At 39.8% G+C, this 14,299-nt stretch carries 11 protein-coding genes; 4 read left to right on the plus strand and 7 right to left on the minus strand.

What is annotated here, in order from left to right:
• Nucleotides 1-124: 124 nt before the first annotated feature.
• The 3 genes from L1D44_RS06970 to L1D44_RS06980 are packed head-to-tail and all read left to right on the plus strand — an operon-like array spanning nt 125 to nt 3,021.
• The gene (locus L1D44_RS06970; RefSeq protein ID WP_239889475.1) at nt 125-1,261 is read left to right on the plus strand and encodes a multiubiquitin domain-containing protein; all 1,137 of its coding nucleotides are present in this window, start codon (nt 125-127) and stop codon (nt 1,259-1,261) included.
• 9 nt (nt 1,262-1,270) lie between these two features.
• On the plus strand, nt 1,271-2,677 hold the full coding sequence (locus L1D44_RS06975; RefSeq protein ID WP_239889476.1) for a ThiF family adenylyltransferase: 1,407 nt from the start codon (nt 1,271-1,273) through the stop codon (nt 2,675-2,677).
• Nucleotides 2,674-3,021 carry a DUF6527 family protein gene (locus tag L1D44_RS06980; RefSeq protein WP_239889477.1) on the plus strand — a complete coding sequence of 116 codons (348 nt, stop codon included), beginning with the start codon at nt 2,674-2,676 and terminating at the stop codon, nt 3,019-3,021. Before L1D44_RS06975 ends, L1D44_RS06980 begins: the two co-directional genes overlap by 4 nt.
• Before the next feature lie 59 nt (nt 3,022-3,080).
• Here L1D44_RS06980 and L1D44_RS06985 read toward each other — a convergent pair whose 3' ends face one another.
• The 5 genes from L1D44_RS06985 to L1D44_RS07005 all read right to left on the minus strand — a co-directional run bounded on the left by L1D44_RS06985 (nt 3,081) and on the right by L1D44_RS07005 (nt 10,268).
• Nucleotides 3,081-5,189 carry a C39 family peptidase gene (locus tag L1D44_RS06985; RefSeq protein ID WP_239889478.1) on the minus strand — a complete coding sequence of 703 codons (2,109 nt, stop codon included), beginning with the start codon at nt 5,187-5,189 and terminating at the stop codon, nt 3,081-3,083.
• Nucleotides 5,190-5,249: 60 nt separating this feature from the next.
• Complete coding sequence (locus L1D44_RS06990) at nt 5,250-5,411, minus strand: hypothetical protein (protein WP_239889479.1); 162 nt, start codon at nt 5,409-5,411, stop codon at nt 5,250-5,252.
• Nucleotides 5,412-5,719: 308 nt separating this feature from the next.
• The gene (gene mobF / locus L1D44_RS06995) at nt 5,720-8,272 is read right to left on the minus strand and encodes a MobF family relaxase (protein WP_239889480.1); all 2,553 of its coding nucleotides are present in this window, start codon (nt 8,270-8,272) and stop codon (nt 5,720-5,722) included.
• Nucleotides 8,266-9,975, minus strand: a complete 1,710-nt coding sequence (locus L1D44_RS07000; RefSeq protein ID WP_239889481.1) for a type IV secretion system DNA-binding domain-containing protein — start codon at nt 9,973-9,975, stop codon at nt 8,266-8,268. The genes mobF and L1D44_RS07000 overlap by 7 nt, the downstream gene beginning before the upstream one ends.
• Complete coding sequence (locus tag L1D44_RS07005; RefSeq protein WP_239889482.1) at nt 9,972-10,268, minus strand: hypothetical protein; 297 nt, start codon at nt 10,266-10,268, stop codon at nt 9,972-9,974. The genes L1D44_RS07000 and L1D44_RS07005 overlap by 4 nt, the downstream gene beginning before the upstream one ends.
• Nucleotides 10,269-10,631: 363 nt before the next feature.
• Between L1D44_RS07005 and L1D44_RS07010 the strand changes: the two genes are divergently transcribed.
• On the plus strand, nt 10,632-11,936 hold the full coding sequence (locus L1D44_RS07010) for a hypothetical protein (protein WP_239889483.1): 1,305 nt from the start codon (nt 10,632-10,634) through the stop codon (nt 11,934-11,936).
• Here the strand turns inward: L1D44_RS07010 and L1D44_RS07015 are convergent.
• A complete protein-coding gene (locus L1D44_RS07015; RefSeq protein ID WP_239889484.1) occupies nt 11,933-13,180 on the minus strand; it encodes a site-specific integrase in 1,248 nt (415 codons plus the stop codon). The two genes, L1D44_RS07010 and L1D44_RS07015, sit on opposite strands and share 4 nt — an antisense overlap.
• Before the next feature lie 181 nt (nt 13,181-13,361).
• Nucleotides 13,362-14,225 carry a YicC/YloC family endoribonuclease gene (locus L1D44_RS07020; protein WP_239889485.1) on the minus strand — a complete coding sequence of 288 codons (864 nt, stop codon included), beginning with the start codon at nt 14,223-14,225 and terminating at the stop codon, nt 13,362-13,364.
• Nucleotides 14,226-14,299: the final 74 nt, after the last annotated feature.

The raw sequence follows: 14,299 nt of genomic DNA on the forward strand, positions 1-14,299 counted from the left end.
CGAGGAAATAAAAAGCAAACATAACGCTTACCTTTTATTTTTTGGTATTAGATACCTTGCTTCGCACCCAAATTATCTAGCTACCGTGAGTATCAGTCAAGCAGTTTGTATCTAAGTACTGAATATGAAGGTAGCAAATATGATCTATGTAAATGGTAAAAAAATAAATTTGAAAGCTGGAGTATATCGAGGCTCTCAGTTAGTGAAGCATACGAGTATTTCTGATGGTGAACGACTCTATCTAGACCTGAAGGGGGATGTGGATGTCCCTGTACTTGAAGATGATCTGATTCAGATTCAAGGAGAGGAGGTCTTCTCAGTTGGTAACTCTAATATACCTGAATGTCCTAACCTAGTTAATAGTCATTCAATCAATATAAATGGCTCTGAAATTATCGAAATGTCGAAGTCTAAGCTTTGTGGTTCTTCGTTAAAGCAGCTGTTACACGATGACATTTCGAATAAAGTGCTTTATTTGGAACTTGAAGGTGCTCCTGATTACCTACTCAGTGATGATGATTGCTTGATAATCAGTAAATCTAGTAAGTTCCTTCTTGTTAATCAGTCTAATTCTGATGCAGATATTCCTGATTTAGAAGATTGTGCTTGTGGGAATCATCAGCCAGACAAGCATCAAAAGTATAAAATTAAGATCGATAAAACCAAGTATAAGGTGGAGTGCCCAAGGCTTACAGGGCGCGAAATTCTTGCTCTTGCTGGCTATGACGAATCGAGGTATTTATATCAAAAGTTTGCTGGCGGTGAGAGAAGGCAGATTGAACTAAATGAAAAAGTAGACTTTACTGAGCCTGGTATTGAGCGTTTTCACACAATGAGATGTGAACATCAAGAAGGTCTTCAGCAATCTAGGAAGCACTTCTCTCTACCTGAGGAAGATGTTGAATTCTTGAATTCACTTAACTTAGATTGGGAATGTGTGACTGAGAATGGTATTAAAAGAGTTGTGATCCGTAGCTTTCCATTGCCTGACGGATATAATTTGAGCTGTGTTGATGTCAACATGCAAATTTCAAATAGTTATCCAACTACGCAAATTGACATGGCCTACTTTTATCCCGCTATATCTAGAGCCGACAATAAGCCAATACGAGCATTAGCTCAGGATGTTTTCGATGGAAAAAGTTGGCAGCGTTGGTCTAGGCATAGAACCGCTTCAAATCCTTGGCAGCCAGGTGTAGATAATGTAGCGACTCATGTTGCATACATTCAAAGCTGGTTTACTCAAGAACTGCTGAAGTAGAGGTGTGCTATGTCGATAAAATTTAAGATAACAGACTCTGCTATGGTCGAATTAAATGAACATCTGTTTCCTGGAGATGGAAAAGAAGCTGTAGCTTTTGTTCTTTGTGGTCACGTTGTTGGTGACAAAGAGACGATATTGTTAGCTCATAAGGTAGTTCCTCTTAGTTATGCTTCTTGTTCAGTTAGGGAGCATGATTATGTGCAGTGGTTTACCCAGGAGCTTGTTCCTATACTCAATGAAGCTGAAAAAGAGAACTTAGCCGTTGTTAAAGTACATTCTCATCCTAAAGGGTATCCTCAGTTTTCTGACGTAGATAATGAATCTGATAGAGTGCTATACCCGAGCATTTATAGTTGGTCTAAAAATATTTTGCCCAGCTTGTCCGCTATCCTGCTACCTAGTAATGAACTAATCGTCAGGCATGTTTCTGAGTCTGGAGTATTTACGCCTGTTTCAGTCACTATCATTGGTGATGAAGTTCACCACACACCTGCTGAATTGTCATTATGTCGCGAAGTTTTAGACTTTGAGGAAAGAAACCTTCAAGTTTTTGGCTCTAAAACTCGTGACACACTTAGTCGGATGAAAATTGCTGTTATAGGTTGCTCTGGCACCGGTGCGCCGGTCATTGAACAGCTAAATAGGTTAGGAGTAGGTGAATTAAAACTATTCGATCCCGATGTTGTAGAGCACAAAAACCTAAACAGGATCACTAACACAAAAACTGCGGATGCGGACGCTAAGAAATTTAAAGTCTCATCCATAAAGGATACGTTGGATGAGATCGGGCTAAGCACTGTCGTGTCAGCATTTCCTGAAAGTATCTTCGATGCCGAAATTGTCAAAGAAATAGCTGTTTGTGATTTTATATTTGGATGTGTAGATTCTGCTGAAGCCCGATGTCTTTTGAATAGGATTTCAACCTATTACCTGGTGCCTTATGTTGATATTGGAATTTCTTTAGATGCCGACGGCAAAGGGGGAGTCAACAATATCAGTGGTAAAGTGGCTTACTTTCAGCCTGGGAAATCTGATCACATCACCAGACGATCGGTCTTTCCTGCCACACTGGAAGCTGAAGCACTGAAAAGAAGTTCGCCTAAGACATATCAAGACAGGCTGGACGAAGGCTATATCAAGGGGGTAGTTGAAAATAGTCCTGCAATTATCCCTGTTAATACCTACGCTTCGTCGTTAGCTGTTATGGAGTTTCTAGCGAGAGTTCATGATTACAGAAATGAACCCAATGGCGACTTTGCAGAGCAAGTCTTCTGTTTGGTAAATAACTTCTATGAAACCAAAAGTGAAAGCAGTTTTAGAGTTCCTTTAGGCTTACACAAGTGTCTGGGGAGAGGGGATAAAGCTCTGCTATTAGATATGCCTGAATTTTCTGAAGAAGAGAGGGTCGCATGATCTTTACATTTATAAAGAAGGCTAGGGCATATTTCAAAAGGCTATTCACTAAATGTTACAAAGTTGAGCTTGTAGATGATGAACCAGATTTTGTGGATGATAAAATCATCTACATAATCGGAGAAGCAGATTTTCATGCTATTGCTGTTATGTTGTGCCCGTGTGGCTGCAAAAGCAAAATCCATCTAAATCTGCTGCCAGGCAATAAGCCTACATGGTCGATAACGTCTCAGGATAAAGTACCAACCATTAAACCATCTGTATGGAGGAAAGTTGGTTGTAAAAGCCATTTTTTTGTTCGCTCAGGACAAATTGTTTGGGCTGAAAGTTGGGGTACTTTTTGAACTTTTCCTAACAAGCAAGCAATTTTGAGCTGCCCTCGCAACTCAAAATTGCTAGTTTATTACTTGGTATTAAGGCGCTCATCTAGCACGAAAGTGTAGCCATTTCCGCCAAGGATATCGGAGATTTTGGTCATAGCGTTTTTAAGAAATATATCTTTTTCAGGGGTGTCAGCAAAATTCTTTGAGTAACGACCAGAAAAGCAATTAACGTAAATGGTATTAGGAGCTTCTGGCTTCTGAATAAATTCGCCCCCAATCCTAGCTGGTCTGGCACCCGTCAATGTTGGGTGTCCCGTTTCGGCGCTATCTTCACCGATGAACAAAGCACCATACTCAGAAATTACCCATATCAACCACCTAGTTTGAATTTCTTCCTTGGGTTCTGACTTTTTCCATTCGTACGTCCTAACCTCCTGCTTGTCGAGTAAAGCTTTAAATCGGTCACTCGTAGTTTCATCACGGTTATCGAAAGAGTGTTGAAGGACTAGTTTACTATTCTGCTCATTGAGTTGCCTATTAGCAATCTCCGTATTTTTGATTAGCTGTGGCATCCAAGCTCGACCAAACACTTCATCTAAATAATTAAAAAATCGATTCGGCTTAGTCTTTGCTTTTATAGTTTTGAGAACTTGGTTTATGAAATCAGGATCATGAGCAGTGTATAGACTTCTGTTCGCTAAGGTTTCATTATACTCTTTTGAAAGGAAGTCTAATGTCTCTGTTGCTGTTTCATCATAGAGAGCTGAGCATAAATAAGCTTCTCCTTGAGGCAAATTAGTTGAGTCAAAAATTAGGTCGAAATGTGGTTGACCATCAAGTGATACCTCGCTAATCCACAAAAACTTAGGGAAACTCCGCGTTAGAATCTCTGTTTTATTAATCACGCCGCTATTTTTAACAATCTGTTTGTACTCTGTGCTTTTTAAAAGCTTTAGTCTTGTTGACACCTTAGAAGCACTCTCACTACTAGAATCTGCCAACACTTTAAACACAGAATTCAAAAATGAGCGTATACGAACAGTTGTTAGAGCTATTGGATCAAAACCAATTCTAACTCTTGGATCTGTAGCAATAATCAGGTTGTTATAGACCATTACTTCAGGGCATTCGTGAGCTTCAACATTTTCACTATTAGCGTAAAATTCCTCAGAGATAAGAACGGTAACTTTTTCTCCTGCGTTTTTTACTGTGTAATCTGAAACAAATTTTAAAATTGAAAATGGACCGTTCCTATCATCATGAACAATGAGCTTATCCATCTCGCCGCTTTCATTTTTCCCGTAACCAATAATTGTAACGGCATGTTCACCAGCGGTTTCATACGGCTTACTTAGTTGTTTTGTTTGACACTCAAGACCTAAAATCAGAGGAATATTACTATCTATATATGTTTGCACAACTTCTTTGAGTAAAGGTAGATTTTCTTTAGATGAACCTTTGGGACTTATTTGATGCTGCCTTAAATCAAAATATTCGAGGGCTCGCTCTATCTCTTCAGCATTGAGTCCGGTGCTCGGAAAAGTATTAATGATCTTACTGCTTTCTGTTGCTGCCAGAGTGATTTGTGCAGGAGACTTAATCCGTCTTAATTTCAGTGCATGCATCAAACACCATATAGAGGAACTACTGCAGGCAGCTACGACTCTATCTTGTTCTTGAAATGCTAAAGACGAAACGGTTAATTTAAGCCCGAATAGGTCTGCAGTATATTCTCTAGTGATTACAGTGCTCTCTGGAGCAGTAAAGCTTTCAGGTAACTTCAAGCATGTTCGACCAATAAAAGTCATTGGGATTGGCTTAACAACCATAAAACCTAAGTAACCACCCAAGCTTTGAGGGTCTTGGGAGGGAGATGCGACTACTCTCTCAAACGTATCATAGTCAAAGTCCTGATCGAAGAAGTGAATTCGACTGCAGTTCTTTGGGTAGTTTTCATGACATCCTACATAGTAATTTAAGTAGTCATCTAGATAACCATTATCGGTATACTGATTTTCGCAAACCATAGTTTTAGCGTTAAGATCACAAAGAATCTTTTTAATACTGTCTAGTTGCTTTTTTAAAGTGACATCTTCAAGTTGGACGTTGACAGTTTGCTTAATTAAATTGCTAAAGGCGAAGTTATCTTGCTGTTTATCAAAAGTTGATACGAAGAAAGGTGCTTTCATGTGCGTCCTAGTACAAAAAAAGCGACCCCTAGAGTCGCTTTTCTCAAATTCCGTTTTATATTACATATTGTAACGACGTTGGCGGTCAGCTTCTGTTGGCTTAACGCTTGCTGCTTGTTTACTACGTGCTGCAGCACTTGCTACAACATCATCAGCAATAGATGCTTTTTCATCTGCAGTGAATTCATGGTTTCGTAATGCATCAATTAACCATGGGGGCATAGCGAACTCCTTATTATTTAACGCAAACTGAAAACAGTTCACGGATTTCCGTTGATTCTATCCTGTTGTTGACAGCCCAGTCAATAAAACTTGCGAATCGCATGTCAACCTAAAGAGGGTTTTCATTAGTATTGTGATGTAAATATAGCTCAAAATGCAGTTTTACAGCTTAGTTTTCACCCAGTAAAGACTTCTGCCGTTACATCAGCTACTAAACTTTTTTACTTACCGACTTTTAAGTTAGCAGCGTAGCTGCAAGTTGACAACATTGCTGTAGCAAAATAGTTGTTCCCTGTTTTGTGCTGTACTCAAAGGTTTAACTCCTTTTCACATGATTCTTTTGTGAGATTTTCAGTCTGTGTATGGAGAACATTTGCTAGTATCGCTTGATTATGATGGCCCATGCATTTAGATGCTTGGTTAAGGAAATATTTTCTGGTTAGAAATTTATGATCTATTCCTTTGTTTGGATCCAGCTCCTTAGTACTAAAGAACCAATGGCTATTGTCCTTATGCCTACTCCCTGCTACATAGCTGTTGGCTCTATCCATTCCTGATGTGTAGTAGATGAAGGTGTCCCCATCTATTGTTAGGCCTTGACTTGAGTACACTGTCATTGCATAAGCTTGAGCTATGTGGCAGTTCCCCTCAGGACAGCAATAACTAGATGTGTTTATGCTCACCTGTTTACCAGAATCGAGTAAAATATCGAGCACTATTTCTTCATTTAGGTTTGTGGCGATGTCTGTTACTGTCCCCAAATCCCCGTTAGTTAGCCCCATTTTATAGTTGTTTTTGGTTAGCCTTATTCTTTCCCCAACCGCAAACTGCTGAGTGAATACCTTATTGCCGATAGCACACTTAATTTCAACTTGTTTGGTTGGGAGTGTACCTTCAGCTTGCAAGGCTTCTCTTGCCTTTGCATTTAAATCCATAACATCAGCCCATCTATGGGCTAACAATAAAGATTGTTTATTTGGTTGAGATTTTCGATAGTTGTTCCACTTTTTTACTAATGCATTTTTAGCAGATTCGGCATCTTCCGAGAAATTAAGAAGCTCTCGATTGTCTAACTCATTAAGAGCTTGCATGGTTCGACCGTCTCGAAGATCTGCAACGACTTGCTTTGACCATTGGTCTCGTTGCCTTCTTATGGTCTCAATTCTTGTTGTACCTATTACCTTAGGTTGAGAAAGGTATCTAAGTGCTCCAGCATGTTCAATGGCATCAAGTTGCTTGTCCTCACCAACAAGGAGTATCTTACAATCGTGTTGTGTAGATAGTTCGATGAGTTTCAAAAGATCTTTAGTGCTAACCTGGCCCGCTTCGTCTATCAATATCAGTTTATTAGTAAGAGCCATACGTTTACTTTCTGCATCTTTTATTAGTTTGGCTATGGTATGAGTTTCGATGTTTGCTTCTAGTGCTAAGTTATTTGCCGCAGATTTAGCAATGGATGCGCCTATGACGTGATAACCATTTTTCTGATATATTTTTCGTACAGCATCCATAGATGCAGATTTTCCAGCACCTGCGGAGCCTTGCAAAATTGAAAAACAGTTAGGCTGACAAGCTTGGTGTACAGCTTCTCGCTGTTCTTCACTAAGTTGAAAGTGATGCTGTTCTATATTTGATTTAATAACATTTTCGGTTAAGTGAAATGATTCTTTTAAGGCTAAGTCTTTAGCTAAGGAAATCAGTTTTTGTTCCATTTCAAGAATTGAGGTGGTTGTGAATAGTTGCCGCCCTTTCGAGTCCAAACCTACCTCTATCGTCTTCTCGTTATCAATAAAGCTTCTGGCTACCAACTCTGCAATATCAGCTCCTTCAGTGCTGCATTGAGCGAGCTCATTAGCTTGCCTATATATTTCTTGCTGAGTAAATGATGATTTTGACTCTCCCAATTTTTCAGCGAGTAATTGAGTAGATAGTTCTAGGTTTCCTTGCTCTACTTGAATGTTTTCCGATTCGTTTTCATTAACCATGTTTGTGAGCAAGTTTTCTGTACTTAATTTGAGCAAATCTAGCTCTTTATGCCATTGTTGGTATAGAGCGTTTCTTGCTATGTTTTTTTTCTTATTTCTTGTTGCTAATACAGCTATATCCCCAATTTTACTTGAGCTTGATCTAGCACCATATTTTGATAGTTCTGCTTCGATTTCCTTTGAACGTTTTGAGTAAAGTTCACATATGTTTTGAGGAATACAGGGAAGTTTAAATGACTCGTTATCACTTTCGATTTCGAAACCTAAGCTATGTAACTGGTAAGCTAGTTCAGCACGATATGAAGCTCCAATAGCCTTTTGCCATAGATAAAAGTGGCGGCTGTCTATAGTCCCCCAAGAACCATCATTTCGTGGGGCGACATTGGCAATAAGACAGTGTGTATGGAGTTGGGGGTCTTGCTCTCGACTCGTTGCATGTTCAAATAGGCCCGCTGTAAGGCCTAAAGTTCGTTCTTGCAGCGTTCCATTTTTACCTATGCGAGTGTAAGAAGCATGTAGCTCTAGTTTTTCAACTGCTTTGATTACGGCTTGCTTATGGGCGGCCTGTATTCCTAATTTCAGTGCTTTATCGGCTCTTGCCCACGCAATAGATACTGATTTAGGAGCACTAAAGGTTAGATCCCAGCCAGCTCTTTGTTTTAGGCTGTTTTGTTGCCTTAGGGCATACTTGCCATCCGGTGTAAGTCCCTTCATGATATTAAGGTACTCTTCTGTCTCAACAGTGCCTGAAAGCCCAATTAACCTTGCACCTACACCTGCCCATTCACCATTTGGCTCACCGCCATCTAGGTAATAATCTTCTTTGGCTAGATCGGTGTAGTAGCTAATATTGCGTATCGGAGAAATAGTTAGCATGACTTTTCTCTCCCTCTTGAACCTCTTCTATTATTTACTTTCATTGTGGATTCAGCTGGAGTGTTTTTCGGAATAAAACCCTTAGCGATTACTTCAAGTTTTGAATAAGGCCAGAGCAGCCAATATGCGGCATTCCAGCCTGAAATGTTCAGAATTCCTGTTACTCCTTCATTATCAGCCAAGGGGAGCTGCATTATCTGTTCTGTTCTGACGACAGGCTCTTCAGATTGTTGGAGAGTCCTACTTTTATTGCCCTCATGATCAAATGATTCTGTGTATCTTTTCACTACTCGATTACCAATATTTTTTGATAACCGACTTGCTGAGTCTGCTGAGTTTGTTCTCAGTGTTATGGAATTAGAAAATAGACTAATTAATGTTTCGGCATCTTTATCGCCATATGTTGAATATATTTGGCTGATATTTTGTGTGCCAGCGATTGTTCTAGCTCCCTTGCTTCTGCCTAATGATAGCCATTTGACGATACTTATAGTTTTAGGAAGATCGGCTAATTCGTCTATAACTAACCAAATAGGTTTTTCCGTGTCCTCCTTGCTAAGCAGCTCATCTGTTAAGAGGCTGATTGCGGCAGCACATAGAGGGGATGATATGTGGGAATACTGAGCAATGTTAGGGAAAATAATTTGGCGATTTCCATAGTCGCCTACCAGCCATTTTTTTATTGAAAACTTAAATTTTGACTCATTAGCCCAGTGTTGGGCTACTGTTCTAATCCAGCTTAATTGTGTTGTGAGTACAGTCATGAATCCTTGTGTTGTTTTACTATCCCTCTCAATAAATTTGTCGGCTTCAGGATAATGTTTAAAGAGGTTTGTTTTTAAGTGACTTGTTTCTTGTGCTAATTGGAGTTGTATATCTGTCCAGCCCCAGCTTTTTTCTGTCTTCATTAGGGTTACTAATATGCCAACAAAAATAATCCTGGCTCCATCTGTCCAGTATTTGTCACCACTAGTCTCATGTATAAAAGCCTCTGCGACTCTTTGAGCTGCTTCGATGGTGCCAATGTCCGCACTAATATCCCAGTAGATAGAGCGCTGATCCAACGGATTAATTAGCACAGCACTGCTTTCAAAGAAGAGTTGTGTATATTCTTGTTTGGCATCATAAATAAGAGCATTAGTATTTTTAGATTTGAGCTGTTGAACTAATGGCTTAATTATCGTGCTTTTACCTGAACCTTGAGCACCGACGACAAAAATATTTCCGCTTTCTAACTGCTCTGGGAGTTTTATGTGGTTGTGAATCTTTAAGGGGGAGTTTGACTTTCCTTTCATGCGTCGAAAGCATTTTTTAGCATGTTTATATGCCTCATAACCGACATAAAGTTGAGGGCCTTCTACATGATTAGCACGGTCAACCCCACCATCAACATAGAATAGAGATATTGTTAGCTCTTTAGTTAAGTAGGCACTAACGATGAGAGGCGCTAGCAGGTGATAAATAAAATCATCAAGCCAGTTATTTTTTTTGAGGTAATGGATATAGGCTGTTAATGTGGTTGAATCTTGGCTGAAAGTATCATAAAAAATATTTACTAGTACTCTTCTGTGAGCCTCGAAGCTAGGCCATGGCGTTACAAACTGCCATGTATACATAGTAAAATAATATGAAAGCAACAGAGTGACAATAATTGTTAAAAATACAATTAAGCCCCATCTTTGATATCGGCCAGGTAAAGTCATTGTACACCTCCATTCAAGCGTGTGGTTAGTTCATCGAGCGCTTCTTTTCGCTCTATAGGATTCAAGCCCTGGACAGCACAGCAAACCTCAAAGGACTGCCTTAATAGATTACTTTCTAGCTGCTTTAGATCGCTTTTTAATTGGTTTGAATTGTTATAGGCTGACCAAGACTCTCGTAGCACATTTGCTAAATTTGAGCCGATTCTTTCAGCTTCCTGTTCGATTTTTAGATAATCTGAAATTGAGAACCTGACTGTGATAGCTTTTTGTTGTTGATTTTGAAATCGTTTCATTTTTACCTCTTGTGATTTCATTGAAATCATATGTAAAAGAAGGGGGTGGAGTTATTTCCTCTGTTTGCTGCAACAGTATTGAAATCACTTCAAAGCATTCGTACTTTTGGGTCTCAAGGCTATTGCTAGGCAGACCTGCACCATCGAAGATGCGTGGGGTCTGAATGTCACCCCTGATTTTGGTTAGTTAGCCATTCCTCGATCGTTTTTCTTCTCCAGCCCACTAATCTCGGACCTAACTGCATTGGTTGAGGGATTTTCCCCTGTTGTCGCCAGCGCCATAATGTACAGAGGCTAACTCCAAGCTCTTGTGCTAATTGATTCGGCCTAACTATCTGATTACTATTCATTTGGTGTTCCTTCATGAAATTTCAGTTAATGTTCATGAAGGAGTATATTGAGATCGATTTTTCAGCACATAACCAAACTGGGACACTTTTTATGATTAATGAAAAATTAGATACTTTAAGTGGAATTCATTATCCCGAAGATTATAAGAATGCGTTGATGATGCTGAGAAAAGCCGCGAGGAATAATGATATAGCCTGTACAGAAAAGGAGGTTGTTGCAGGGAGGAAAGGATTCTGGACATTTCTTAGACCAATAAAGTTCGTTCTTCCCAATGTGATAAAAACAGATACTGGATTCACTGTTGAGTATGATATTTCTTTTGCGGATAACTTAGGTGTTTATATCTCAGACTGTTGTTCTGGTGATGTAGAAGTAGCTATAAATAGAATCGATCAGATCACTAGAAGTGTTTCTAATGAGGTTGTCTCTACAGGGAAATATGAATTGCTGCTTGATTTACAACAAATGGGAAAATTTTTAAGAGATGTAAGTATTGTTGTAACCAAGTATAAAATAAGAGCCGATAGAGACGAATGCCAAGACTCTCAATCCAGTACACGCTTTTCATATAGAGTTGCCTGTATGCTTTGTGCTCAACCAATAGTCTCGCCTGGGCATAATCGTTGCTTACAACATACGAGGTCTAGACCTGTTGAGAAGTTGGACAAAGCGGAAGCGGATAATCGTGATAATTCAATTAGGAGAATGCAAAGGATAGTAATCAACTCATATATCAACCTTAAGTTATATACTAAGTACATCCCTAGTATTAATGACTTAGAAATTGAGGGGATGTCTAACGAAGAGCTGATGAAGGAACTTGCTCCTCTTATAAAAAAACAAAGTATTTCTCGTAACAAAGCCTCTGATGAAAGATGTGAATTATTGGAAGGTTGGTCGAGACGCCAAAGTATCCAGCAATGCTTTAGGCGGGAGGTTAAGCTCATTGAGGAGTGTCTCGAGATAGTAATTTCTGCGGGAGAACTAACTCTTGCCGATTTGGAGCTTTATTTCGGTTCTATTATCAAGACTGTTAGGAGTTTTGAACATACTAGAGCATTGTTAACCGAAGATAAAAACTCATCTTTTTATTTTGATTTATCTCTAACTAGCATTGAAAACGCTGCACGTATCGTTCAAGGTCGTGTGAAAATTGATTGCAATCTGTCGAAAAAAGAGTTGCAGTTGGTGACATACACTTTAATTAGAGAGGCTCAATTTTGCTTGATTAGAAAAGCATCCACAGTGAAGAATTTACCAGTAATTGAGAGTTGGCATACAAAGTATTTGGCTATGAGTTTAAAATTTGATTACTAAATAATATTGCGGTCATGGTTTAAAGATTCTATGATTTTTTTTGCAAGTATATCTAGAGCCTCTTTTCTCTCGTCAAAGTAATCATAGCGATCATAAATTCCTTCAACACCACGAAGTTTGTGGTTTAAGCACCTTTCTGCAATGTGTGAGGGGACTGAGAGCTCCGCTAGTAAGCTTCTACAAGTCCTTCGTAAGTCGTGTATAACAAAGTGCTCTACGCCAGCTTGCTGTAGCTTGTTTGTAAGTGGGCTTTTATTTGAATCGACTTTCATTCCAAACAGTTTAGCTAAAGCGTGGTTTAAAGTGTCATGCGAAATGTAAGCTCTTTTTTTACTTGCTCTTCGTGCAGGGAACAGATAGTCAGATTCACAAGAGCGTACTTTTAACTCTTCGAAATAGGGGAGGAGCTTTACTGGAATAGGAATTTTTATCTCTACACCCGTTTTTGTTCTGTTTTTATCCAAGGTCCAAATGAGGTTGTCAAAATCAAACTCTTTCCACTGGGCAGCTATTAGCTCACCTTTTCTAACTCCTAAGCATATTAGTAACAAGCAGGCTATATAATTTTCTCGTGTAAATTGTTGGCTGTTTTCTGAGAAAACGTTAAAAACGGATCTTACTTCGTTGAATGATAAGGCGCGAACACGTGACTTTTCAGTTCCACCTGCATCTTTGTTTGTGAATGCTAAAGCTACATTGAAATCAATAAGCCCTAGTTTTATTGCGTGGTTAAAAATTTGTTTGCAGTAGACAAGCGCATCGTTGGCGATTGATGGTCGCCCACTATTATCGATGTCTCGTATTATGCCCAATATGTCTCTTGGGTTAACTCTCCCTACTGGCAAGTCACCAATCTTTGGAGAGATATCTTTTCTGTAGACTCTTTCTGGGATCTGCGGGTTCTCTAGCCTCTTATTGCAACCTTCTAACCAATCTAGAGCAATATCGTTAACCGTGTTTAGATTTACTAATGAGGAGCGTTTCTTTTCTGCTATTGGATCTAAACCTTCATTCACTTGTGCTCTAACAATAGCAGCTTCAAGTTTTGCATTTGCTAGGCTTAAGCCTTCAGGAGGCTTACCGTAGCGACCGATTGTAATTTCACGTCTTTTATTATTGATCGTATAACGGACAATCCAGAAACCTGTCCCTTCTGGAGTGACTCGAAAATACAGCCCCCTATCAACGTTGAACTTGCCAACAGTGCCTTCTCTAAGTTTGGATTTTAGTTGAGCGTCATTCATAAGGAAGATACAAAAAAGGTGACAGATTTCTATATCCTACATGATTATAGAAAATCTGCCACCTTATCTGTCACCATTAAAATGCACTTGAAGAAGATGTTGTGAAATTTTACTATATTTCACCTCTGCTTATCTGGTTGTTTCTAATGGTTTTTAATGCTTTGCCTTATCTCGATAAACATTACTCTACGTTCTGGATCTGCTCGCGCATTTGCTCAATCAATACTTTAAGCTCTACCGCTGCGGCAGTCACTTCGGCGCTGATTGACTTAGACGCTAGGGTGTTGGACTCACGGTTAAACTCTTGCATCATAAAGTCTAGACGGCGGCCTTGTGCGCCACCTTTCTTTAGAATGCGGCGGGTTTCTGCTACGTGAGCGTCAAGTCGGTCCATCTCTTCGGCAACATCCATCTTCTGCGCTAGCAGTACCATTTCTTGCTCCATACGAGCAGGGTCAAGTTCACCGGTGATTTCAGCTAAACGGTTAGTTAGCTTGTCACGTTGCCATTGCATCACTTGTGGCATGTGCTCACGCACGATAGCAACTTGCTCAACGATTTGGTCAAGACGGGTTTGCAGCATGGTGTTGATTGCATCACCTTCACGGCCACGGGCTTCGATAAATTGATCGATTGCTGAATCAAAAGCGACTAACAACTCTTTGCCTAATGCGTCCATGTCTTGCTCTGAGCCTGACATCACACCTGGCCAGCGTAGTACGTCAACCACGTTAAGCTCGCCTTGGCCGGCTTCATTTTTAACCCAGTTAGCCGCATTGATAATTTGCTTAGCTAGATCTTGGTTTAGTTGCAGTTCGCTGTCGTTCTTTTCGTTTAGGTCGTAACGAAGGTTTACTTCGATTTTACCGCGGTTTAAGCGTTTACGTAGACGATCTCTAAGAACAGGCTCCAAGCTGCGGAAATGTTCTGGTAGGCGCAGGTAGGTTTCTAGGTAGCGCTGGTTTACTGAACGGATTTCCCAAGAGGCGGTGCCCCAATCTGCTTTGTGCTCAATACGAGCGTAGGCTGTCATGCTTTGGATCATTGATGATTTCCAGTGTGATTCGTCTAAGTGAATTGTGATTATATACCCAAACAAAATGAAGGTGCAGGCTTTAG

Source organism: Shewanella sp. Isolate13, from assembly GCF_022398325.1.
Classification (GTDB): domain Bacteria; phylum Pseudomonadota; class Gammaproteobacteria; order Enterobacterales; family Shewanellaceae; genus Shewanella.

Coding starts and splice junctions, on each gene's coding strand:
- L1D44_RS06985 (WP_239889478.1), bottom strand. CDS start 5,189: ATGAAAGCACCTTTCTTCGTATCAACTTTTGATAAACAGCAAGATAAC.
- L1D44_RS07000 (WP_239889481.1), bottom strand. CDS start 9,975: ATGACTTTACCTGGCCGATATCAAAGATGGGGCTTAATTGTATTTTTA.
- L1D44_RS07005 (WP_239889482.1), bottom strand. CDS start 10,268: ATGAAACGATTTCAAAATCAACAACAAAAAGCTATCACAGTCAGGTTC.
- mobF (WP_239889480.1), bottom strand. CDS start 8,272: ATGCTAACTATTTCTCCGATACGCAATATTAGCTACTACACCGATCTA.
- L1D44_RS07015 (WP_239889484.1), bottom strand. CDS start 13,180: ATGAATGACGCTCAACTAAAATCCAAACTTAGAGAAGGCACTGTTGGC.
- L1D44_RS07010 (WP_239889483.1), top strand. CDS start 10,632: ATGAAATTTCAGTTAATGTTCATGAAGGAGTATATTGAGATCGATTTT.
- L1D44_RS06975 (WP_239889476.1), top strand. CDS start 1,271: ATGTCGATAAAATTTAAGATAACAGACTCTGCTATGGTCGAATTAAAT.
- L1D44_RS06970 (WP_239889475.1), top strand. CDS start 125: ATGAAGGTAGCAAATATGATCTATGTAAATGGTAAAAAAATAAATTTG.
- L1D44_RS06980 (WP_239889477.1), top strand. CDS start 2,674: ATGATCTTTACATTTATAAAGAAGGCTAGGGCATATTTCAAAAGGCTA.
- L1D44_RS06990 (WP_239889479.1), bottom strand. CDS start 5,411: ATGCCCCCATGGTTAATTGATGCATTACGAAACCATGAATTCACTGCA.
- L1D44_RS07020 (WP_239889485.1), bottom strand. CDS start 14,225: ATGATCCAAAGCATGACAGCCTACGCTCGTATTGAGCACAAAGCAGAT.